Source organism: Rhodococcus pseudokoreensis (assembly GCF_017068395.1).
GTDB lineage: Bacteria > Actinomycetota > Actinomycetes > Mycobacteriales > Mycobacteriaceae > Rhodococcus_F > Rhodococcus_F pseudokoreensis.
Window position 1 is genome coordinate 2,037,811 of the sequence record NZ_CP070619.1, and the last position, 23,103, is coordinate 2,060,913.

Sequence of the window (23,103 nt, forward strand, 5' to 3'; positions counted from 1 at the left end):
GTCAGCGAACTTCGAGGAAGGGCACATCCATGAGGATTCGTTCGGCGCGCACCCGCCTCGCGGTATCGTTCCTGGCCGTCGGCCTCGTTCTCGCCGGCTGCGGGGGTTCGGACACCGGCGCCGGGACCGGATCCGGGTCGCTCGGCACCACCAACGACATCAATCCGCACGACCCCAGCGAACTGCGCGACGGCGGAAACCTGCGGTTGGCGTTGTCGGGTTTCCCCCCGAACTTCAACACGCTGTCCAACGACGGCAACGATTCCGAGATCGGCGGCATGTTGAAGCCGATGATGCCCCGCGCGTTCGGCACCGACGCGTCGGGGGCCCTGTCGGTGAACCACGACTACTTCGTCGACGTCGCGCTCACCGGCACCGATCCGCAGCAGGTCACGTACACGATCGACCCGAAGGCGGTGTGGTCGGACGGCACCCCGATCACGTGGGAGGACATCCAGTCTCAGGCAGCGGCGCTCAGCGGGAAGAACAAGGAATTCCTGATCGCGAACACGTCCGGGTTCGAGCGGGTGGATCGGGTCGAGCGCGGGGTCGACGACCGTCAGGCGGTGATCACGTTCGCCGAGCCGTACGCCGAATGGCGGGGCCAGTTCGCGGGCAATTCGATGCTCTACCCGAAATCGGTCACCGCGACCCCCGCGGCGTTCAATACGAGCCTGCGCGACGGGATCTCGGTGACGTCGGGACCGTTCCAGATCGCGTCGATCGACCGGGCGCAGAACCGGATCACGTTGGGCCGCAACCCCGCGTGGTGGGGTAACACCCCGAAACTCGACACCATCACGTACAGCGTGCTCGACGACTCCGCGCGCATTCCCGCCCTGCAGAACAACGAGATCGACGCGTCCGGGCTGGGCACTATCGACGAGGTGAAGACGGCGGAGGGATCGGACGGCATCGCGATCCGCCGGGCGCCGGGAACCCAGTTCTCGCACATCACGTTCAACGGCGCGGACGGATCGATCCTCGCCGATCCGGAATTGCGGGTGGCGCTGTCCAAGGGCATCGACCGGCAGGGCATCGCGACCGCGATCCAGAACGGTCTGGTCGACGACCCGAAGCCGCTGAACAACCACGTCTACCTCAGCGGTCAGCAGGGCTACCAGGACAACAGCGCGGCCGTCGCCTACGACCCGGAGGAGGCCGCGCGGCGGCTCGACGAACTGGGCTGGAAACTCAACGGCGAGTTCCGGGAGAAGGACGGGCGCCGACTCGAGATCCGCGACGTGATGTACCAATCGACCACCTGGGTCCAGATCGCGCAGATCGTTCAGCAGAACCTCGCGCAGATCGGCGCCAAACTGAACATCGACACCCGCGGCGGCACCGGATTCTTCACCGACGTCATCCAGCCCGGCGACTTCGACCTCGCCCAATTCTCCTGGGTGGGTGATCCGTTCCCGCTCAGCGGCCTCCCGCAGATCTACGCGTACAACCCCGACGACCTGCAGGGCAACTACGGCCGGATCGGCTCGCCCGAACTGAACGCGCTGATCGAGCGGACCATCTCGGAACTCGACCCGCAGAAGGCGATCGAACTGGCCAACGAGGTCGACACCGAGGTGTTCGAGGAGGGGTTCTCGCTGCCGCTGATGCAGGCGCCGGGCAACGTCGCCGTGCGCGACAACCTGGCGAACTTCGGCGCCGCCGGTCTCGCGTCCTACGACTACACCAAGATCGGCTTCCTGAATTAGCGGGTTCGCGGCCGTGCGCTACCCGGTGACCGTCGCCGTGGGCGCACTGCTGGTATGCGGCGGGTTCGCCGTGGTCGCCGACGCCGATCAACTCAGCGCACTCGTCGTCGTGGCGGCGGCGGTGCTCGGGGTCACCGGCTACACCTGGTTCGCGGCCACCCGCGCGGCATCGGGGCCGGGACGGCAGGCCACGGTGCACCGAGTTCGCCAGCAGCACCGGCTGACCAGCAGGTCCTGGATCGAGGTCCGTGAGGAACCGGGTTCACGGTGGATTCCGGTGTTCTTCGATCCCGCCCTGATCACCCTGCCGACCCCGACCGCGGCGATGGTGCACGACGCGGGCCGCCGCACCGTGGTGGTGTGGGACGGCCGTCGGCTGCTCCCGTCCGGGCAGGCGCGTCGTTCGGAACCGCCCGGCCGGTTGATCGACAACCCGTCGCGCCCGGATCCGGACGGTCCGGTGCGCGCCCGAGTGGCGGTCCGTCCCGCCCGCAGGCTCGTCCTCGACGCTCAGTTCGCGGTGGCGGCGCCGTTCGCCGGGGCACTGTGGGTGTACGTCGCGGGCGGCGGACTTCCGGCATTCGCCGGCGCGACGTGCGTGGCCGCGGCCGTCGCCGTGTGGTTGGCGGCGATCCGGGGCTCAGACCCCAGCTGAGGCGGGCTACGACATGGTGACGCCCGCGCTGACGAAGCACGGCAACAGCCCGGCGATCTCACTCAGCACCGGCCCGAACCCGACGGCGGCCGGTACCGGGTCGTTGACGAACGCGACACCCCGGAACCCGGTGGTGAGGTTCGTGAACTGCACGACGGCGCCGTTCCACTGCGCGAACGGCGCGGCGGTGGTGTACCGGATCCGGTCGGGTCCGACCCGTTCGGCATTGAACGTGAGCCAGGCTCCGGGGGCGCACGTCGACATCGAGCCGGGGACGAACGGCGCGGCGGAGGCGGCACCGGGCACTGCGAACGACAGTGCGCCCGCGACGGCGATCACTGCGCCCAGCCGACCCAGCACTTTTCGAGTAGACATCGGAATTCCTTTCGGGGCGCGCCAATCCGTCTCCCCGAGTACGGCGGAACCGCGTCACTGAGTGTGAATACCAGGTCCGAGAATTATATCTCCGCAGGTACCTCCGGCCGCTAGTCACCGACGTCCAATTCGAGGCGGTCCTCGTCGAACCGGACCACTCGAACGGTGCGGGTGCCGCCCGCCGCCGTGGTCATCTCGAGCCGCCCGTCGTCGTCCGCGGACACCCACGTTCCCTCCCGTGGTTCGTCGGCGTCGCCCCGGCCGATCGCCCAGTCGACGAACGAGCCGTCCGGCCGGAATTCGATACCGCCGCGCCCTCGCGCCCGCGGGAAGTCGAATCCGGCGGGCCGGTACACCCGAACACCGTCGTGGTCCTCTTCGAAGGAATGCCGCCAGCGTCCCGCGGCGCCCGGGGCGACCAGTGCGGAGACGGCCGGACTCGCTGCCTGCCCGGTCCACAGCGCCTTCCGGACGCCGTCCAGGCACGCCCCCATCCGGGCGCCCTGGCCCTTGGTGAACATCACCATCCCCGCGTCGTCCGTGTAGTCCATGTAATCCATGAACAGGTCGCCGTGCGGGCCGTTCCCGCAACTGATGTGCGGGAATCGCGGCATCCCGACGTTCTGCCCGCCCTGATTGGGGGTGTCGGCGACCTCGTCGGAGCCCCGGCACCCGGTGCCGTCGTCGCCCCAGATGTGAAAGAGGTTGAGGTAGTGCCCGATCTCGTGGGTCGCGGTGCGCCCGAGGTTGAACGGGGCCCGCGCGGTGCCCGTCGTGCCGAACGCGGTGTACGTGATCACGACGCCGTCGGTGGCGACGGGGCCGCCGGGGAACTGCGCGTAGCCGAGCAGACCACCGCCGAGCGCGCAGACCCAGATGTTGAGGTATCTCTGCGTCGGCCACGGGTCGGCGCCGCCGGTCTCCGCGGATTTCACGCCGTCGTTCTGGTCGAACGAGTCGATTTCGGTTGTGGTGCGGGTGATTCCGTTCGACGGCCGGCCGTCCGGGTCGGTGTCGGCGAGGAAGAATTCGACTCGGGCGTCGCCGATCAGCGGCTCGAACACGGGCGGAACGGTGTCGATGTCGTCGTTGGCGGCCCGGAAGTCCTTGTTGAGCACCGCGATCTGGCTCTCGATCTGCGCGTCGGAGATGTTCTGCGCCGCGGGTCTTCGACACGACGTGCACGACCACCGGAATCCGTATGGGCCCGCGGGCGGCGATCGACTGCAGCGGTTCCAGTTCGATGCTCTGGTTTTCGATTTCCGAGCGGGCGATGCGGTACGACTCCGACTCGGTCAACAGCCGGCGGTGCACGTCCATCGCCCCGCACGTGCGGCGGGCCGGCAGTTCGACCGCTGATTCGTTGGTGCTCATGACGTCGGGTTCCCTTCCGGTTTCAGAGGATCAGGTCTTGGGGACGGATCAGTTCGCGGGGCAGGCTGCTCGCCTCGATCCCTTCGAGCGGGTCGGCCGCGATGTAGGGGTCCAGGCCCAGACCGGTCAACTGAGCGATCCGCCGGACGGGTACCTGGAATGTGCGGTACGCACCGTAGGAGAACGCCTCCTCCCCCTCGGCGAACTCGTCGAGCAGGGCGGCCTGGCTGAGCAGGTATCCGGTGACCGAGAGGCTGCCGTCCGGCTTCACCATGGCCACCGCCTTCCAGAACTGACGTGGCAGGGCCACACCGCGATACTCCGGGTCGTCGGAGGCGAGTACGGGTCCGGTCACGACGGTGACGGCGAGATCGGCGTTGTCCGCGTTCTTCAGGACATAGTCCTCGAGTCCCAGCCACAGCGTCTGGCCCGCGTTGAAACTGTGATGTTGCGGAGTGCAATTGGTGAAGTGGAACGTGTCGTCGTTCGCCGCCTTCGCCAGCGGTCCCCAGGCCGGGTCGAGTCGTCGCACGAGGTGCCCGCGGTCGAGCGGATTGTCGCGGTACACGTCCTCTCCCGTCTGCTGATCGGCGGGAAGCCGGGGGTCGAGAATCCATCTGTCGCTGTCGCGCCGGGGGCTCTGCGACTGCCGTCCGTCGATGTTCACGGCGGTGAACAGCGCCAGCGCCCGCTCGCGGTGCATCACGACGCTGAAGTGGTGATACTTCAATTCCGGCGACGCCACCGCAGGCACCTCGGGTCGCGGAAGTGGTAGCGGCACCCGCAGGAAGTTCTCGTCGTACCCACCCCGGGTGCCGTAGTTCGGATCGATCGAGATCGCTTCCGGCGCGGCGGCCGGTGACTCGACGGATCCGAGACGCACCGTGATCTCGAGGGGAACCCGGACGGTCACCTCCCGTTCGTGTTCGAGCACCGGGCGCACGGCCTGTGCCGTTCGCTCGGCGCCGAGGACCTCGTCGACGAGGTCCCGCGACTGCGGGGTCAGGTTCTGCGCACGCACGTATTCGAGTATGCGGCTGATTCGCACCCCCTCGTTGAGGACTCCGCCGAACTCGGTGTGCTGCGGCGCCCGCACACTCGCGTGATGCAGGGCGACCACCTCCCACTGGTCGTTGAACACCGGTGATCCCGAGGATCCGGGTTCGGTGTCGGCGGAGTAGTGCAGGAACCGTTCGGGAATGTCGACGATGCGGTTCTCCCGCAGCGCGATCTGCTTCTTCTCGCCGCGGGGATGCTGCACGATGGTCACGAACTCACCGATGACGGCCTTGCCCTCCGCCTGGATCAGCGGGCTGAAGCCGAACTGCGCGAGCGTCCCGGGCTCGGCCCCGACCGCGACCAGCGCGAAATCGCGGTCCCGGTCGGCGAGGTAGAACCGCCCCGGATCCAGCGGAAACATCTGCACGGGACGCGGTTTGCCGTCGACGCCGTCCTGGTAGTCGAATTCGATCACGCTGCTGCGGGCGGTGTCGGCGTCCGGCAGCACGTGGTGGTTGGTGAGCAGCAGGGCAGGTGAGACGAGGAAGCCGGTGCCGTAGCCCTGCAGGGTTCCCCGTGCGTCGCGGATGTTCACCCGTCCGATGGACCGGGCGGCGGCGACGCCGGCATCGAGGTAGCGGGCGCCGACGAAATCGGCTGTGCCCAGGATCTTCTCGAGAACCCTGGTGTCCGACTCCCCGTCACTCTCGCCGTAGTAGCGACCGAGCCGGTCCACCCGCTTCGCAATCCGTTCGGGCGTATCCGCCGCGGCAACACCGCCGGGACCGTTGAGTGCGTCCACGTGCTCGCCACGCTGGGGTGCCCGTTCCCGTGCACGTAGTTCTGCCGCATCGTGTTGTCGTTGCCGTTCCGCCTCGAACGTTCCCGTGGGCGTGTCGATGGTGGTCATGGCTCGGTCCTCACGTAGGCGGCGGCTCGGTGTGCTTGCCAGCCTTCTCGCCGCGGCCCGACCGGTCATGCGTAGCCGACTACTCGTTTCTCGGTCCGGCCGCGGCGCCTGCGGGTTCGTATTTTTCGACGCCGTTCCGGACGACCCGCCGGATGCGGGTGCCGTCGGCCACCAGGGCGTCGAGCAACGGAACCGCCAGTTCCGGGCGGATCGGGATTTCCGCGAGCAACTGCCCGAGTTCGAGCGTGCCCGACCCGAGGGCTCCGACGATGACCTTCCGCCGCGCGCTGTCCAGTGCCGCCTCGACGTCGAGTTGCTTCGCGGTGTCACCCCGCGCCGTCGGTATCGGTGTCGCCGTCCCGACCAGCAGCGCCCGGACGTCCCGCGCGGCCAGGTCGCGGTCGGTCGCCCACACCAGCATCGCCGCGACGGCCACGTACAGCGCCGCGAAGGTCGTGCCCTCCATCTCCGGTCGGTCGACGAGCCGCTCGCACGTCGTCCCGGTGATCGTCCGCGGCGCGTAGACGTCGGGTTTGCCTGCGTCGGGGAAGTACGGGGTTTCGTGGGTGAGGGTGCCGTCGTCCTCGACGGCACCGACGGCGAACGCGTCCGCACTCCACGCGGGATACGCCGGCTCGTCCGAGTGGTCGCCCGAGACGATCACGAGTTTTCCGTCGCCGACCAGGCGCGCGATGACGGTGTTCTGCGCGTCCGACGGGACCGCGTTGCCGTAGTCGAACACCAGGATGTCCGCGTCGGCGCGGGCCGCGTCCTCCAGCCACCGGCAGACGTCGCGCTCGGACGGGACGCCGTGCGCGAACGCCAGCTCCTGAGGCAGGAGTTCGGCCAGCGCCGATTCGCCCTGCCCCGTCTCACCGGCCACCACCCGGCCCGGAACGTCGTGCCGGATGGCGCACTGCGTGACGGCCACCGCGATTTCCTCACGGCGACCGGCGGTGAACGGTCCCGCTACCGCCAACCGCAGTGCGCGCCGCACCGGCGCCGCGGCGGCCGCCTCTGCCTCGGGTGCCCCGGCGCCGGCGCCGAAGAAGTCGGACCCGTTCGTCACCGGCGGTGCCGGCTTCGCGGCGCCGACACCGAGTTGCCGGACGAGCAACGGCAGGTCCCGCGGTTCGAACGTGCCGTTCTGGGCGGCGAGATCCGCCAGTTGCTCCCACAGTTCCAGGTGCCGCACGTCGGTGTAGAGCCGGGAGAGGTCCTGCTCCGGGTAGCGCGTCAGCGTGGGCAGATTGCGCCGGATCCATTGCCACACTTCGGGCCAGGACAGGGCGTCGAGGCGGATCGTGCGCACTTCGGCGGCGCGGAGCGAGTCGGTCAGTCCGGCGAGTTCCCCGGTGGTCGCCACGGCGAGCCGCGCGTCGCCTCGACGTTGGGTCAGCAGAACCAGGGCGGCGAGGAGGTCCGAGGCGCCGGGGGCGTCGCCGACAAGCAGGTCTCCGTCGTCGACGACGATCGCCGTGGGGACTTCGGTGAGGTCGTCGAGTAGTCGCTCCCACCAGTCACCGGCGCTGAGCCTGCCCTGCCGGGCGGTGCGCACCCCGGCGTCGTCCAACAGCTCGGCGACGAGCCGGGACAGTTCGTGGAGCGGGTCAGGTTTCGCGAGCAGCCGTTTCGTGCTGACGAACAGGTTCGCGATCTGCGGTTCGAGCTCTTCGAGCACGCGGTCCAGGAGGGCGGTCTTTCCGGTGGAGGGCATCCCCACCACGTGGAGCAACCGGGCGGACGTCCGCCCGGACAGCACGTCCACTCCCTCCCGCAACTCCGCGAGGCGGGAGATGAAGCGGAGTTCGCCCTGGCGGATCCCGATCCGCCGCGAGATCCGGCGGGGCGACGGTTCCGGCCGGGCCTTCGCGTCCGGGTCGATGATCGCGCCGGGTTCGCTCCCGCCGACGAACAGGCAGGGCACCGCCCAGTCGAGCAGAGGGTCGCCGCTGTTCTCGTCGCCGTTGATGGCGAGCCGCGCCAGCCGCAACGCCTCGGCGACGGGCTGGCCGGCGGTCAGTGCCTCGTAGAAGAAGCGCGTCAGCAGGCGCTCCGTCCGGAACGGCAGCACCGCCTGCATGCCGATCACCATCGGGCACGCATCACGCACACAGATGTCGGCCGACGACAGCGGCCCCGGCCACGGGTCGTCGTCGGTGGCCCCGTCCGGCGCGCGGGCGGTCTCGCAGCCCGCGAACACCGCAAGCCGGAGGTCCGGCAGTTGCTGCAACAGCAACGCGAACTCCTGGCTCGGCAGGAGCATCCCGCGCCCGTTGCGCCGCTCCACCTTCAGACCGTCCGGATTGGCGTGCCCGAGATAGTGGAAGAGGTGAAACCCTCTTCTCTGCATGCCCATTCGACTGCGGAGACGTTCGACGGACGGGCGGTCCTCGACCACCACCCGGAGCAGACCACGATCGACCAGGGGCCGCAGTTCCGCCAGCAAGCTGCGTTTCTCGGCATACAGGTCGAACGGGGCCTCGGAATCTTCCGGGCCCTCCCGCAGCGGACTCGACATCACCAGCAGGAGATTGAGCGGCGGCACGATCGGCGTCTGCCGGATCGGGTACGTGCGCGACCGTCCGGACCGCACCACGTGGACGTCGCGCGCCATGGCGAGGAACTGGTCGGGGCGTTGCGGATCCAGCAGCAACTCCCACGGCCAGGCGCACACTTCCTGTGGCGCAGCGAGGATCCGCACGAGCAGCTGAGTTCCCGCCCGCCCGGCGAGTCCCCGGCTCTGTTGCAGCAGCGTTTCGACCTCGGGGATCCCGAACACCAGATCCGTCAGCACTTTCCCGACGTCGAGCGCGTGGGCCGCGGCGTCGGTGCGCGCGTGCCGGACGGTGTCGGTCAGCCACCCGGACGGCGCGTCGATCGTCTTTCCTGTGACGTCGTTCGGCAGTTTCCATTCCGGGATCTCTCGCCGCACCGCGAACACGGAGCCCATCCAGGACTGCGCCGACAGCCAGACGTGGTCGCCCGCCCGGAGGACGCTGATCTCCAGTTCCTCGAAACCGGTTGCGGGTCTCATGCTTCCGCGCTCCTAGACGTCCACGGACCGGGCGATCTCGTCGAGGTCGACCACACTCGCGACGTCGGTGACCGGGTGCACCCCGGGCGCGCGCACGGTGATCCGGTAGTCCTGGGCGGGTAATCCGTCGAGGACGGCCTGCTGCCAGCCGTCGACGGCCGGCGACAACGGGTGCTGCCTGCTCGGACCGCCTGCGAGGGGCTCGACCGACGCGACCAGCCGAGCACCCCCTGCACCGGTGCGCGCGCGGATCACCAGCGGCTCGGCGGTCGTCACGTCGTCGACCTCCAGCGCCACCGATTCGTTCACCGCCGGAAACACGTTCGGGGGCGCGAGAACTGCGGTGGTCAGGATCCCGCCCACATGGTCGAGCACCGGGTCGTCGTTCTGCAGGGACCCGTGCCGCTGGCTGAAGAACGCTGCGTTCTTCCATCCCGTCATGAGCTCGTGCGGGGTGGCCGACAGCTTCGGCACGGTGCCGTCCCCGCCGATCTCCCCGGGCCCGCGGACGGTCATCGGCTCGACCTTCGTCCCGGCGAGCCGGGCGGCCCACTTGGTGGGCTGGAAGTCGCCGATCACCGGACGGATGTCGTAGCCCTCGGGTCCCGACTTCAGCCGCGCGTCGACGGTGTCGCGCAGGTCCCGGTGCAGGCGCACCGCCGCCCCCATCCGGCCGGCGTCGAGACCCGTCCCCGACCAGTCGAGCGCCTTGTCGTCGAGTGCCCGCCACGACCCGTCGTCGCCCGCCATGCACCGATACGACGGCAGCAACTGGTAGGCGGACGTGAACGACCCGATCAGCGCACCCAGGTCCACGGTGAACGGGCCCCAGCCCTTGCGGAATCCGTTGACGAGGAAGTCGAGCGCATTGACCGAACCCGAGTACGGGGTGCCGAACGTGACGAGGGTGCGGGTGTCACGCCAGCCGTCCAGCAGTTCGAGGAACAGTCGGGCGACGATGCCGCCCATGGAATGGCACACCAGCACCAGCTTGGCGTCCGCGTTGCCCGACTTCTCGCGCCACCGTCCCAGCCAGTCGTGGGATCGCCGGGCCAGCGTGCGGGCCGCCACCCGGTTGTCGCGCCGCCAGTCGTAGGGCAGTTCGAAATAGTTGTCGCCGGGAACGGCCCCGAATCGGCGGACCAGGTCGTCGCGGAACTTCGTGTAGCCGTCGATCTTCCAGTCCAGCCCGGGAACGAAGTGGAAGTCCGGTACCAGCCGGGTGGCCACGACGCCGTCGCCGAGGTCGTCGGCGTCCGGGTCGTCGCCGTCGAGTGTCAGGCGTTTGATGTTCCTGCCCAGCGACAGCACGCTCGCCAGCGCGACTCCCGGTGTCGGCGCCCACACGTCCTTGCCGTCACGCGCGAGAACCGATCCGCCGATACCGGGCAACAACACGACGACATCTTTCATCATGGCCTCCGGGATCGAACGCCCATAAGAGGGCGGCTTCGAATCCCAGTCTTCTCTTACTCGCCGCAATACACACGAGTAGCGGACCACTCGGTTTGCAACTTTTCGGCGGGCCGCCGACGCTCAGCGCTGCGCGAAGTTGAGGTAGGCCTTCGACGGCGTCGGGCCGCGCTGGCCCTGGTACTTGGAGCCGACGGCCGAGCTGCCGTACGGGTGCTCCGCCGCGCTGGAGAGCCGCAGCAGGCACAGCTGGCCGATCTTCATCCCCGGCCACAGGGTGATGGGCAGGTTCGCGACGTTGGAGAGTTCCAGCGTGATGTGCCCGTTGAAACCGGGGTCGATGAACCCGGCCGTCGAGTGCGTGAGCAGTCCGAGGCGGCCGAGCGAGGACTTGCCCTCCAGACGTCCGGCCAGGTCATCAGGCAGCGAGCACACCTCCAGCGTGGAACCGAGGACGAACTCTCCCGGGTGCAGAACGAACGGCTCCCCTTCCGCCGGCTCCACCAGCGTGGTCAGCTCGTCCTGCCGCTGAGCTGGGTCGATGTGCGTGTAGCGGGTGTTGTTGAACACCCGGAACAGGCTGTCGAGGCGCACGTCCACGCTCGAGGGCTGGACCATCGAATCGTCGAACGGGTCGATGCCCAGACGTCCAGTGGAAATTGCGGCACGGAGATCGCGATCGGAGAGGAGCACAGGTAGAGGTTAACGGGTGTGGATGGCCATCGAGAGCAGCAGTTCGGTGCAGGTATCCACCAGCTCCTCCTCGGGGAGTGTCACGGTCCCGTTCAGCCATGCCGTCAGGGTCTGGGCGAGGCCGCCGACCATGAAGTGCGCGGCGAGGTCGAGGCGCGGGCTCTCGGCCACCTCGTAGTACCCGACCGTCTGCTTCGTGACCAGGCCCGCGAACAGTCGCGAGCTGTCGAGGCGACGCTGTGCCAGCACCGCGCTCGACTGCGCCACCGAGAACATCAGCCGGCCGTGGCGCGGATCCTCGGCGACCTCCCGCACGATGTTGCGGACCCCGGCCCGGACGATCTCGCGCTCCCCCGGCCCGGCGTTCGTCACGGCGTCCAGGGTGCTGGTCGCGATGCGCTCCACGACGTGGTCGTACACGGCGACGGTCAGCGCGTCGCGGTCGGGGAAGCTCTCGTAGAAGTAACGGGTGGCGAGTCCGGCCTGCTTGCAGACTCCGCGCACCGTCAGGGCGTGGTCGCCGTCCGCGCTGCCGAGCAGGTCGAGTCCGGCCTCGATGAGCTGGCCGCGTCGTTCCGATCGACGCTGGTCACCCTCTTGGCCGCCGTACACCCTGTCCGACGCGATTGCCATGGAAACATCTTCGCACTTGCCTCTGGACTCGCCACATATATGTGAGTACGGTCGTATTCAGATAGGAATTCACCGCTTGCGACAGGAGTGCACATGTCGACATCTCTCGAGGTGCCGGACCGACTCGAACTGGTCATGGACGGCGCCGGCCTACTCGCCGGTGCAGCAAACGTGATCATGCAGCTCTCCCACCCCGCCGTCGGATACGGCGTCGTGGAAAGCCGCGTCGAAAGCGGACAGATCTTCCGGCACCCGATCAAACGAACCCGGACCACCCTCACCTACCTCGTCGTCGCCGCGCGCGGCACCGAGGAAGAGAAGGCCCAGTTCCGCAACGGCGTCAACCGCGCCCACGCCAAGGTGCGGTCGGGGCCCGACAGCCCCGTGCAGTACAACGCGTTCGACCCCGAACTGCAGCTGTGGGTCGCGGCCTGCATCTACCGCGGGTTCGAGGACGTCCACCGCTCCATGCACGGCGAATTCACCCCCACCGAGAGCGAATACTTCTACCAGCAGGGCGCCACGTTCGGCACCACCCTGCAGGTGCCGAAGGAGATGTGGCCCGACGACCGAGCCGCCTTCGACGAGTACTGGGAGAAAGCGCTCGCCAACGTGTCGATCGACGACACCATCCGCGAATACCTGGTCGCCCTCGCCAAGGTCGAATTCATGCCCGCCGTCGTGTCACGGTTGTTCGGCCGCCTCAACCTGTTCTTCACCACCGGCTTCCTGCCGCCGCTGTTCCGCGACCAGATGCACCTCACCTGGACCGCCAAGGATCAGCGACGCTTCGACCGGACCATGAGCACCATCGGCGCCGTCAGCCGACGCATCCCCGTCACCATCCGCGAACTCCCCTACATCCTGCTCATGCGCGATCTCCGACGCAGAATGCGGACCGGCAAACCCCTCGTATGACACTCCACGCGTGTGCGCGCGTAGTCCGGATCACCATCTGATAATGTTGCCGCCGCAAGGTGTTGGGCCTGCCTACGGGCGCCCAATATCGTGCGCGCCGATGTAGTTCAATGGCAGAACATCAGCTTCCCAAGCTGAATACGCGGGTTCGATTCCCGTCATCGGCTCCATGGGGTGTTCACCCAATAGCGCCTGTTGGGTTCACCTATTGGCCCGGGATCGGATCCGGACGCTAATTTCGGCGCATTCGACGCTGTGACGCCCGTTTCCGACGAATCTTCGGTCAGCCTGCGAGACGTTCGACGCTGTGGGAGCAGCAATTCTGGTGAACCCGTGCCTGATGATGGGCTCTTTTTGCCAGGCAGGCGAGGTCGGCTACCGGGATCCGTGGATTCCGGTGCCGGGGCGGGGGCGCTATCTGCCCGGTCCCGTGGCGGCCAGGGATGCTGCGTGCCGCGTGGCGGAGTGGGTGCTGCGACGCCGCCGACGGGGTCGGCGTTCGGGTTCCGGTTCGCCGAGGAACCGACCCCACGAGCCGAGAACCTCGCGCCGGGTGGCCCAGTCGTGGAGATTGAGGATGTTCAGCGCGGCGAAGGTGAAGCCGGCGAGCAGGGTGTAGCGGCGGAGTCCGAATCCCATTCGAGCGTCCGGGTCGACGGTGTACCGGCAGCGGCCGTCGGCGCCGGTCGGGGCGTCCGGCCGGTGATGACCGCGGCGGCGGGCATGCGGGTGCGCCGGGTCCGGCGGCGCGAGCGGGTAATCGGGTGGCGGCGGCGAGTCGGGCTCGGCGTCGACGAGTGGTTTGCGGTACCGCACCCGCCCCCAGGTCGAGATGTCGGTCGAATCCAAAGCCACGGCCCCGGTCGGCAGGTGATTCCACAAGGTGGCATGTCCTGTACTACTTCGAGACCCATGAGCGTCCCCTTGTGTCAATTCTCGAGCGTTGGGATGCGGACTGCTGGCGGCATGCGGAGGACAAGGCAGACGGCGACCGAATCGAGGTGTTCATTCAAGCAGTCGGTCGCAATGCGGAGATTCCGGGGATCGTTCAGCTATACCTCGCTTTCGCCATCGAAGCCGCTAAACCGGAGCACCCCGCTCACGAATACTTCCACGCCCGCTTCTCGCGCATCCAAATCGGCCTGGCGGACGCCATCAAGGAGCGTCAGCGATCAGGACACCTCGCTTCCAGCGTACTTCCGTCGTCGCTGGCACAACGCCTGATCGCAGTTGCTGACGGACTTCAGCTCCAAGCACTGCTGACGCCGGATATTGATGTTGTACAGCAACTTCGCCAAACCCTCGACGAAGTCTCAACCGATACCCTGGTGAAGAAGTAGCCCGACACCTGACCATTTCTCCGGAACGGTGACCCCACAGAGTATCTCGGATTCGAAGCATCTAATCACCGCAGCCACTCGCTACGATTCCCAGTCGAACGCATCGGACTTGACAGAGAAGGCACTCAACGTGCCAACTCGACAATCGGTTTCGCGATTGCCAGAACTATCACACCGTCCACGACCACCCGATCGTGGCGCCGCATCGACCCGATCCCCTACAGCCAGTCCGTGTCTGCCGGACCAGCCATTCGCCACTGAAATGCCGTACTGGCTCAGCTTCTCCTCACAGAAAGTTTGTAGCGACGTACGCTCCGTCTCGCCGAGCTCAGGTCCGGTCAACTTGCGATTGAGAAGACTGAGGGCTCGGCGATAGAAGACCTGAGCAGAGATCCCGAACTCGGGGAAGATCTGCTCATCGGCACCACCATAAGGGTGCCAGGCTCTAGTGAAATCCAACATCGCCCGGTCATGTAAGTCCATGTACCTCTCCTTGGACTGGATTCTGGTAGCTCCGGCAACTTGACTGCCCAACTACGTGTTGCGTCTTCGGCGCGAACGTGTGTTGTGCCGAGTATCGATACCTAAACGACAGTTCCGCGCGCAGCTCGCGCGCAACAGCAGCCTCGTCCTACGAACGGCCGTAGGGAGTCGGTGAGAGTGGCGGATGGCCAGGTCACGTTCGGATCATGGTGTTCGCTGATCGGTCGCGGGAGGCCAAGAGTTTGTCGCGTGCGTTATTGAGATGAGCCGCGGTTGCGTCCTGGACACCTTGCACGTCCCCAGCTGCGATCAATCGCAAAATTTCCGAGTGCTCTGCAGCGATGATGTCAGCACTGAGCAGTTGGTTGGCCTGCACGCGCGCCATGCAGAAGTGCGCCTCCGCCATCAGCGTGGAGTGCATCCGTTGTAGTCGCGGGCTGCCGTCTGCTTCGACAAGAGCCAGGTGGAAGTCAACATCCGCGGAGACGACCAAGGCCGCGTCACCGATTATTGCCGCGTGCTGCAAGGTTGCATTGGCGACAGTCGCCGCCGTCGGGACCGATGCGCGGCTGGCTAGTCGGGCATGAACGAATTGCTCGACGAGCAGCCGGCTGTCGTAGAGATCAGCGAGGTCGACAGCGCTCAGGACGGGCACCATGCACCCGCGACGCCCGTCTCGAATCAACAAACCGTCTGTGACCAGGCGGTCGACTGCCGCTTTGGCTGTCGGACGGCCGACTCCGAACCGCTCTGCGACTCCGACTTCGGTGACCACACCTCCTGGTTCTTCTCTTCCGGTAAGGATTCGCTCGCGCAATGCCTCTTCGACGGCATCTGCGACCGACCTGGTGCGCAGGTTGGATTCCATTGCCCTCCTCATGACCGACGTGAACTTCTGTATGACATGCAATCTTGACAGACAATATCGCAAAGAGCAGAGTGTGAGCACCCCCACTTTTCCCTTCGCATGAGAGATGGATTGCAGATGACGGTGATTGGTTTCATAGGTCCAGGTGTCATGGGACGGCCCATGGCGGCCAACCTGGTCGCAGCTGGGCACGATGTCCGGGTTTACGGACACTCCGACCGGTCACGCGCCCGTGCCGAGTCCACGGGCGGAACTGTCGTGGACAGCATTCGTGATGCCTGTGCGGGCGCCGATGTTGTCTTCACGATGCTTCCCGACGGCCCGGCAGTACTCGAAGCAGTGACCGGCGAGGACGGCGTCGTGGCCTCGATGACCCCGGGCACTGTACTGGTGGACCACAGCACGATTGCTCCAGCGGAATCGCTCGCGGTACACGCGGCTGCAGCCGAAGCTGACCTCCGCTGCCTCGACGCGCCGGTCAGCGGCGGCGAAGCGGGAGCGGTCGAGGGTGCCCTGTCGATCATGGTCGGCGGTGACCAGGAGACGTTAGATGAGGTGCGCTCCCTGCTCGAGGTCATGGGCGCCACCGTTGTGCATGTCGGCGATCCCGGATCAGGTCAAGTGGTCAAGGCGGCCAACCAGCTGATGGTGGCGGGCCACTTACAGATGCTTGCCGAAGCACTGGTGTTTCTCCGCGCACATGGGGCTGATCTGCCCAATGCACTCGACGTGCTCGGAGGCGGGCTCGCGGGCAGCACAGTCCTGGAACGTAAACGCGCCGCAATGCTCACCGGAGATTTCACTCCGGGTTTCCGGATTGCGTTGCACGACAAAGACCTTGGCATCGTATCCGAAGCGGTACGCGGTCGTGGCCTCGTCCTGCCGGCAACGGGCCTGATGTCCTCTCTCGTTGCCTCGGTCAAGGCACGTGGTGGAGCCGGTCTGGACCACGCGGCCCTCTATGGGCTCGCCCTCGAACTCAACGGTTTGAAGATCACCGACTGAAACCGGAGTCTTCAGCCTGCTGTCAGCAGGGTGGTGCGGAAGCACGTGTGCTCCCTACTCCTGGTTACCAATTTTCGCGTCTGGAGTGCAATGGCAGTGAAAGCTCCCCTCCCTCGGTCGAGGGGTTCCCTGATCGTCGCGCTGGTCGCGGCGCTGATCGCCGTTCTGGCCCTCTCCGGGTGTCGCCCACAGTCCACGGGGTTGACAGGGGCAGCGACCGGGCAGTTCGCGATCGGACAGACATCTCCGATCAACAACCTGTCGCCGCACCCGTTCAGTTCCTCGACTCAGGTGTGGGAGAAGGCGTTGTTCGACACCTTGGTCACGATCGATCCCGATCCGAAACCGAGTTTGGCCCGGACCTGGGAGGTGGCGGAGGGGTCTCGAACCTACACCTTTCATCTCACCCCCGGCGTCACCTTCACCAATGGCACTCCGTTGACCGCCCAGGTGGTCGTCGACAATTTGCTGTGGGCCGCCGATCCGGCGCACAAGGTGGCGGGCAATGCCGTGCTCCGGCCCGGCCAACCGATCGCGCTCGATCCGAACACGGTTCAGATTCGTTTCCCGGCACCCGTTCCGCAGTTGTTGTCCACCCTGGCCGTGGTTCCGATCATCGACCTGACGTCCGATCTCGCGACTCGACCCGTCGGGACCGGCCCCTTCAAGGTTGCCGAGTTCGTCCCCAATGACCACCTGAACCTGGTCCGCAACGAGAACTACTGGGATGCCACACGTCGGCCATCGATGTCGACGTTCAACGTTCGGGTGTACTCGGATGTCTCGGCGGCCACCGCGGCACTGAGCAGCGGTCAGATCCAGGCATTGGCATTTCCCCCGTTCGACCAGGTGACGTCGCTCCGCAAGCAGGGAAATCGTGTTGTCTCCACCGACGCACCCGGCAATTTCATGATCCGCGTGAACACATCGTCGGGCCCCTTGTCGAACCAGAAGGTTCGCCAAGCTCTGGCGGCGTCGATCAACCGCGACGCGTTCACGCAGCTCACCGGCGACGGTACGACTCAGCCCAACCGCAGCATTTACCCACCCTCGTCACCGGTGTTTGCACCCGAGGTCGGGCGGTGCGAGCACGACCTCGCGCACGCCAGGGATCTACTGGTGCAAGCCGGCTACCCCGACGGTCTCGACCTCACGATCGACGTGAGCTCGGTCCGACAGCCGGAACAGACCCGGTTCGCTCAGTTCTGGCAGCAGGACCTCGCCGAAATCGGGGTTCGCCTGAAGGTGAAAAATGTTTCGGGAACGGTGTTTTCGTCCAACATCATCGGTGGACAGTACGAGTTGTCCGCGGACTGGGTCCCCTGGGGTAACGCCGATCCCGCCTTGATCTTCATCACCGCCACGTTCACCCCGGGCGCCACACTCGAGAAATTCGCCGACCCCGAGTACGCCCGGATCGTCGATGCCGCCCAGACGGAACTCGATCCGGATGACAGGCTGGCCGCCTATCAGCAGATCAACCGTTACCTCGTCGACCAGGCCTTCGTGATCCCCATCGCTACCAGGCCCTTCCTGTACGCGGTGCGTCCCGGTATCGACTCATTCGACGTGGATCCGTTCGGGATGGTCGTCGCGACATCCATCACCAGCGCGGCATGACACCGCGCCAATCATCCCGAAAAGAGGTGTGCGCCCAATGCTGAACTTGATCGGTAAACGGGCCGGCCAGGGCCTGCTCACGATTTTCGCCGCGACGATCCTCATCTTCGCGATCCTGCGTCTGATCCCCGGAGACCCGGCGGTCTCGGTGGCAGGCCCGGACGCTTCTCCGGCCACGATCGCCGCCGTCCGGGAACAATATGGCCTCGACCGTCCACTGGTGGTGCAGTACGGAATCTGGTTGCAGAACTTACTGTCTGGCGATCTCGGCAAATCGTTCACGGCGCAGACCTCAGTCTTCTCCCTGATCGAGCCGACGATCGTACCGACCCTCTGGCTGGTCCTCGGCGGGGCCGTGTTGTCGGTGGCCATCGGTTTCGGATTGGGAATCGCAGCGGCGGTGCCACGACGTCGGGGCATCGATGCCGGCGTCACCGGATTCGCCTCACTTCTCTACGGTATGCCGGGTTTCTGGGTCGGATTGCTGTTGATTCTGGTGTTCGGTGTCTCGTTGAAGTGGCTCGCTGTCGGGGGCTTCATCGACCCGATCCACGACCCGATCGGCGGTGTGCAATCGCTGATACTGCCGTGGATCGTGCTGGCTATCGGCGTGGGCGGTTCCCTGTCGAAGTTCGTGAGAGCGTCCTACCTGGAGATACTCGAGGGTGATCACATCCGGCTCGCTCGCAGCAAGGGCGCCGGGGCTCTGCGAATTGTTCGGGACCACGTGTTCCGCAACGCGCTGGTGCCGATTGTGACGGTGCTGGGGGTCAGCTTCGCGGGCCTTCTCGGTAGTGCGGTCGTAGTCGAGTCGGTCTTTTCCTGGCCCGGTCTGGGCTCGCTGATGGTGCGGTCGGTGACCGCCAACGACTATCCGACGGTGCAGGCGGTCCTCCTCATCTATGTCGTGGTCTTCGTGGTCGTCAACTTCTTGGTCGACCTCAGCTACACCCTCATTGACCCCCGCATCCGGCTCGGAGGTTCCCGATGACAACCAGTTCGATCCCGACGCGGCGCACAGCCCCCACGGAAAGTCCGTTCGGTCCGCGGCGGCGAGTTGGCCGCGAGACGCTGAAGGCTTTGCTCCGGCAGCCTGCCGGAGCAATCGGGGCTGTGCTGACCGTGTTCTTCGTTGTCATCGCCCTGTTCGCACCTTGGCTCGCACCCCACCCCCCGCTTCTGGTCGATCCCTTTCAAGCACTGGCCGGTCCCAGTGGTGCTCACTGGCTCGGCACCGACGATCTCGGTCGCGACGTCCTCAGTCGGCTGTTGTATGGCGTGCGTCCCGCGCTGATCGTCGGCACCGTCGCGGTTCTGGTGGGCGGCTCGATCGGCATCATCCTCGGAGTACTCGCCGGTTACTACCGCGGCACGTTCGAAGCAGCCGTAATGCGATTGTGCGACATCGTGTTCGCCTTCCCTCTGGTCTTGGTCGGTGTGTGCACGGTCGTCATTCTCGGTCCGGGGGTGCTTTCCGTCGGCCTCGCGGTCGGAATCGGTACGATGCCGCTATTTGCCCGCCTGGCCCGCGCCGAGACGTTCGAAGAGACCTCCCGCGACTACATTCAGGCCTCCCGAGGCATGGGCGCGAACACCTCCTGGATCGTGGGCCGGCAGATCCTTCCCAACATCGCAGCCTCGATGGTGGTTCAGATGGCCACGGCAATCTCGGTATCGGTCGTCATCGCCTCGTCGCTGGACTTCCTCGGACTCGGCACCCAACCACCGGCGCCGTCCTGGGGAAACATGCTCCAGGAAAGTCGTTCGTACCTGGCCGTCGCACCCGTGTTCGCGATCGCACCCGGCCTGATCCTGACGGTCTTCGTGCTCGCGGTGAACATGCTCGCCGCCGGCCTCACCAATGCACTCGACCCCCGCATCCGCACCAAGCTCGTCGGACAGCGCCGCCCGTCGGCTCGCCGCCGAGGGGCCACCGCGGTGCCGGTACCTGCCATGGCAGCCGCCACCGATTCCCTGACGAAGGGCGACGACGTTGTTTGAACCATCGCTATCGAACCTGACCGTCCTCGAGCACACAGAAGCCGACCCCGACGCATCATCGGGACCGTTGCTCGAAGTCCGCGGTCTTCGTACCGAACTCGACACCGAGGCCGGCGTCGTCACCGCCGTCAGCGGAGTCGACCTCACTGTCGGGCCGGGCGAAGCACTCGGCATCGTTGGTGAATCGGGGTGCGGAAAGAGTATGACCGCGTTCTCGATCGCCGGGCTCCTGCCTCCGAACGGTCGGGTATCGGAAGGTCATATTCGATTCGACGGACGCGACCTGACGACTCTGAACGAGCGGGAACTGCGAAGAATCCGCGGCAAGGACATCGGGGTCGTCTTCCAAGACCCCCTCACCGCGCTGAACCCGACGATGACCATCTTCGACCAGGTCGCCGAGCCGCTTCGGTTGCACACCGATCTCAATCGCAGCGAGATCCGTGAACGTGTCATCGACACGATGACACTGGTTGGAATTCCGGATCCTGCCAATCGGCTGCGCAGCTATCCCCATCAGTTGTCCGGCGGGCTGCGCCAGCGGGTAGCGATCGGAATCGCGCTGGTGTGTCGGCCGAAGCTTCTGATCGCCGACGAACCGACAACCGCGCTCGACGTGACAATCCAGCGGCAAATTCTGCTCCTCATCGACCGTTTGCGTCGCCAACTGTCGATGTCGGTCATCCTCATCACCCACGACCTGGGCGTGATCGCAGGGCATGCCGATCGGGTCGTGGTCATGTACGCCGGCGGGGTCGCTGAAACCGCTCCGACCAGTGAACTCTTCCGCAACCCGCGGCACCGCTACACCGAAGGGCTGTTCGCAGCCCTGCCCGACCGAGTGACCGGCGCCGATCAACCACTGCGATCCATCCCCGGGACACCCCCCAACCTGCTCGACCCACCACCTGGCTGCCGCTTCGCACCACGTTGCCCGCAAGCCTCGGCGGACTGCACGCAAACACATTCGACACTCGTCGAGACGACGCCACTGCATCTGCACGCCTGCATCCACCCGGTAGAAACCGATGTCACGAACCAGACCCACCACTCCCCCGCGACCTCGCGACGACCCGCGGCAAACACGACCCACCACCCGGCGATACCAGCACTACAGCTCGAGCACGTCGTCAAGGACTACCTCGGGCCAGGTGGCGGATTGTTCACCAAACATCGTGGCCGAGTCAGCGCCGTCGCAGACGTGTCCCTGACCGTGCCCGCCGGCGAAACATTCGGACTCGTCGGGGAATCGGGCTGCGGCAAGTCCACACTCGCCCGGATGATGGTCGCCCTCGAAGAACCGACGTCCGGACGAATCCTGGTGTCGGGCGCGGATCTGACATCGCTGGGAGGTCGAGAGCTGCGCCGCAGGCGCCGCGATGTGCACCTGATGTTCCAGGACCCGTCCGGGTCGATGAACGGGCGCCGACGCGGACTGGAACTGCTGCGGGAGCCCTTCGCCGTGCAGGGAATCGGGGAACGTGGCAGCCAGAATCTCTCCATCGCCGAGCTCTTCGACATGGTCGGGCTTCCCCGCGCCATGGCGGACCGCTACCCGCACGAACTGTCCGGAGGACAACGACAGCGCCTCGCGTTGGCCCGAGCGCTGGCGCTGGGACCGAAGGTGGTCGTTGCCGACGAGCCCGTCTCCGCGCTCGATGTGTCGATCCAAGCGCAGATCCTCAACCTGATGAAGGACCTGCAACGCGAGCGCGGCCTCAGCTACGTCTTCGTCTCGCATGACCTTTCAGTGGTGCAGTACATTTCGCACACGATCGGGGTCATGTACCTCGGCAAGTTGGTCGAGGTCGGTGCCGCCGCGACGATCTACTCAGCCCCCGCCCATCCGTATACGCGTGCCCTACTCGACTCGGCTCCCGTCGCCGACCCGGATCGCACGATCTCCGCCGAGGCGATCGTCGGCGATCTACCGTCGGCGACCAACCCGCCTTCGGGCTGCCGGTTCCGCAAACGCTGCCCCCTTGCACAGGACGTGTGTGCTCAACAGGAACCTCTGCTGCGCGAAGTCATACCGGGACAACGGGTGGCCTGCCACTTCCCGCTCACCACCCCTGCGGCACGCATCCCGACCGACGTAGAGATGCCGTCCTTCCAGCAGAGTCGGATGCAACCGTGACCGAGCCGCTCACCCAGCCCGCGCCGCTGCGCCACCTCGGGCCGACCACTACCCTGCGCGCGTTGTCGTTGGTCCGCACCGGGGAAATCGTTCCCCTGAATCGAAGCCTCGACGAGCCACCTCTGGTTGACCCGCCAGTGGGGCGGCCTCCGCTGCAGCACATCGCGCGCATGCATAACAATGTGCGGCCCCGATCGGACGGCTCGCATGTCGTCGTCAACGACGACGTCATCACGGTCGCGATGCAGGGAACCAGCCACTGGGACGCATTAGCCCACTGGGGTGCGATCGAGCCCACGGACGATCACGTGTTTTTTGGCGGCCGGACGATGACGGAGACCCACCCCGAATTCGGAGCCAAGACACTGGGAATCGACCTGATCGCCGGTGGAGTGGTTACCCGCGGGCTCGTCCTCGACATGGTCGCCTTCCTGGCCGGCGATGATGCCGACTATCTGCCCGATGGCCGCGACGTGACTCGCAGGGACGTCGAGGCCTATCTCGCCCATCACCAACTGACCCCCGAACCAGGTGATGCCGTCGTGCTGTTCACCGGCTTCGAGGCGCGGCAACGGTCGGGCGCCTTCCTGCGGGAGGCTGGGCAGGCGATCGCACCTGGTTTCACGCTCGACACACTCGACTTGTGGGCCGACACCGAGGTCTTCGCGTTGGTCAGTGACAACCCGTCGGTCGAGCCGATCCCGATGCCGGAAGGGCGGTTCCACACGGTAGCCCTCAAGCATCTGGGCATTCACCTGGGTGAACTGTGGGCGCTCGAAGAACTGGTCAGACGCGCCCGAGACGCGGGCAGATACGAGTTCGCCCTGATCAGCGTGCCCCTGAACGTTCGCGGTGCATTCGGATCTCCAGCCAACGCAATCGCGGTCCTGTGATCGCGCCATCCGCACAGCCGTACCAACAGAAAGGCCA

At 66.3% G+C, this 23,103-nt stretch carries 20 protein-coding genes and 1 tRNA gene; 11 read left to right on the forward strand and 10 right to left on the reverse strand.

The features are described 5' to 3' along the window. Positions 1–29: 29 nt before the first annotated feature. Together JWS13_RS14710 and JWS13_RS14715 are read left to right on the forward strand one after the other, a co-directional pair. Entirely contained in the window at positions 30–1,712 is a 1,683-nt protein-coding gene (locus JWS13_RS14710; RefSeq protein ID WP_206006264.1) for an ABC transporter family substrate-binding protein, read from the forward strand. A gap of 49 nt (positions 1,713–1,761) precedes the next feature. Further along, on the forward strand, positions 1,762–2,367 hold the full coding sequence (locus JWS13_RS14715) for a hypothetical protein (RefSeq protein ID WP_206011600.1): 606 nt from the start codon (positions 1,762–1,764) through the stop codon (positions 2,365–2,367). Between the two features lie 6 nt (positions 2,368–2,373). Here JWS13_RS14715 and JWS13_RS14720 read toward each other — a convergent pair whose 3' ends face one another. From JWS13_RS14720 to JWS13_RS14750, 7 genes are all read right to left on the reverse strand, one after another. After that, the gene (locus JWS13_RS14720; protein WP_206006266.1) at positions 2,374–2,742 is read right to left on the reverse strand and encodes a hypothetical protein; all 369 of its coding nucleotides are present in this window, start codon (positions 2,740–2,742) and stop codon (positions 2,374–2,376) included. Between the two features lie 110 nt (positions 2,743–2,852). Further along, the gene (locus tag JWS13_RS14725; RefSeq protein WP_241032195.1) at positions 2,853–3,860 is read right to left on the reverse strand and encodes a zinc metalloprotease; all 1,008 of its coding nucleotides are present in this window, start codon (positions 3,858–3,860) and stop codon (positions 2,853–2,855) included. Positions 3,861–4,138: 278 nt separating this feature from the next. Next, positions 4,139–6,025, reverse strand: coding sequence for a DNA/RNA non-specific endonuclease (locus JWS13_RS14730; RefSeq protein ID WP_206006268.1), 1,887 nt, complete (start codon positions 6,023–6,025; stop codon positions 4,139–4,141). Positions 6,026–6,104: 79 nt separating this feature from the next. Continuing rightward, the gene (locus tag JWS13_RS14735; RefSeq protein WP_206006270.1) at positions 6,105–9,062 is read right to left on the reverse strand and encodes a CHAT domain-containing protein; all 2,958 of its coding nucleotides are present in this window, start codon (positions 9,060–9,062) and stop codon (positions 6,105–6,107) included. 12 nt (positions 9,063–9,074) lie between these two features. Beyond that, complete coding sequence (locus tag JWS13_RS14740; RefSeq protein ID WP_241032196.1) at positions 9,075–10,478, reverse strand: lipase/acyltransferase domain-containing protein; 1,404 nt, start codon at positions 10,476–10,478, stop codon at positions 9,075–9,077. 120 nt (positions 10,479–10,598) lie between these two features. Continuing rightward, positions 10,599–11,168: a dCTP deaminase gene (gene dcd / locus JWS13_RS14745; protein ID WP_087555169.1), complete on the reverse strand. Its 570-nt coding sequence runs from the start codon at positions 11,166–11,168 to the stop codon at positions 10,599–10,601. A 9-nt stretch (positions 11,169–11,177) separates the two neighbouring features. Beyond that, entirely contained in the window at positions 11,178–11,801 is a 624-nt protein-coding gene (locus tag JWS13_RS14750) for a TetR/AcrR family transcriptional regulator (RefSeq protein ID WP_015889189.1), read from the reverse strand. A gap of 93 nt (positions 11,802–11,894) precedes the next feature. On the opposite strand from JWS13_RS14750, the gene JWS13_RS14755 reads away from it, so the two are divergent. Both JWS13_RS14755 and JWS13_RS14760 read left to right on the forward strand, forming a co-directional pair. Continuing rightward, entirely contained in the window at positions 11,895–12,719 is an 825-nt protein-coding gene (locus JWS13_RS14755) for an oxygenase MpaB family protein (protein ID WP_206006272.1), read from the forward strand. 96 nt (positions 12,720–12,815) lie between these two features. After that, positions 12,816–12,889: transfer RNA gene (locus JWS13_RS14760), tRNA-Gly, on the forward strand. A gap of 244 nt (positions 12,890–13,133) precedes the next feature. Here JWS13_RS14760 and JWS13_RS45510 read toward each other — a convergent pair. Then, on the reverse strand, positions 13,134–13,574 hold the full coding sequence (locus tag JWS13_RS45510) for a hypothetical protein (RefSeq protein ID WP_241032197.1): 441 nt from the start codon (positions 13,572–13,574) through the stop codon (positions 13,134–13,136). 71 nt (positions 13,575–13,645) lie between these two features. Here JWS13_RS45510 and JWS13_RS14770 point away from each other — a divergent pair, with 71 nt between their 5' ends. Continuing rightward, complete coding sequence (locus JWS13_RS14770) at positions 13,646–14,059, forward strand: TetR family transcriptional regulator C-terminal domain-containing protein (RefSeq protein ID WP_206006273.1); 414 nt, start codon at positions 13,646–13,648, stop codon at positions 14,057–14,059. A gap of 81 nt (positions 14,060–14,140) precedes the next feature. Here JWS13_RS14770 and JWS13_RS14775 read toward each other — a convergent pair whose 3' ends face one another. Together JWS13_RS14775 and JWS13_RS14780 are read right to left on the reverse strand one after the other, a co-directional pair. Beyond that, the gene (locus JWS13_RS14775) at positions 14,141–14,542 is read right to left on the reverse strand and encodes a hypothetical protein (RefSeq protein ID WP_206006275.1); all 402 of its coding nucleotides are present in this window, start codon (positions 14,540–14,542) and stop codon (positions 14,141–14,143) included. Positions 14,543–14,735: 193 nt separating this feature from the next. Next, a complete protein-coding gene (locus tag JWS13_RS14780) occupies positions 14,736–15,410 on the reverse strand; it encodes a GntR family transcriptional regulator (protein WP_206006277.1) in 675 nt (224 codons plus the stop codon). A 117-nt stretch (positions 15,411–15,527) separates the two neighbouring features. Here JWS13_RS14780 and JWS13_RS14785 point away from each other — a divergent pair, with 117 nt between their 5' ends. From JWS13_RS14785 to JWS13_RS14810, 6 genes are all read left to right on the forward strand, one after another. Beyond that, the gene (locus JWS13_RS14785; RefSeq protein ID WP_206006279.1) at positions 15,528–16,415 is read left to right on the forward strand and encodes an NAD(P)-dependent oxidoreductase; all 888 of its coding nucleotides are present in this window, start codon (positions 15,528–15,530) and stop codon (positions 16,413–16,415) included. Positions 16,416–16,505: 90 nt separating this feature from the next. After that, entirely contained in the window at positions 16,506–18,035 is a 1,530-nt protein-coding gene (locus JWS13_RS14790; RefSeq protein ID WP_206006281.1) for an ABC transporter substrate-binding protein, read from the forward strand. A 37-nt stretch (positions 18,036–18,072) separates the two neighbouring features. Then, complete coding sequence (locus JWS13_RS14795) at positions 18,073–19,026, forward strand: ABC transporter permease (RefSeq protein WP_206006283.1); 954 nt, start codon at positions 18,073–18,075, stop codon at positions 19,024–19,026. Next, on the forward strand, positions 19,023–20,036 hold the full coding sequence (locus tag JWS13_RS14800) for an ABC transporter permease (RefSeq protein ID WP_206006285.1): 1,014 nt from the start codon (positions 19,023–19,025) through the stop codon (positions 20,034–20,036). The genes JWS13_RS14795 and JWS13_RS14800 overlap by 4 nt, the downstream gene beginning before the upstream one ends. After that, positions 20,029–22,173: a dipeptide ABC transporter ATP-binding protein gene (locus tag JWS13_RS14805; RefSeq protein ID WP_206006287.1), complete on the forward strand. Its 2,145-nt coding sequence runs from the start codon at positions 20,029–20,031 to the stop codon at positions 22,171–22,173. Before JWS13_RS14800 ends, JWS13_RS14805 begins: the two co-directional genes overlap by 8 nt. Further along, positions 22,170–23,066: a cyclase family protein gene (locus JWS13_RS14810; protein ID WP_206006289.1), complete on the forward strand. Its 897-nt coding sequence runs from the start codon at positions 22,170–22,172 to the stop codon at positions 23,064–23,066. The genes JWS13_RS14805 and JWS13_RS14810 overlap by 4 nt, the downstream gene beginning before the upstream one ends. The last annotated feature ends 37 nt before the right edge of the window (positions 23,067–23,103 follow it).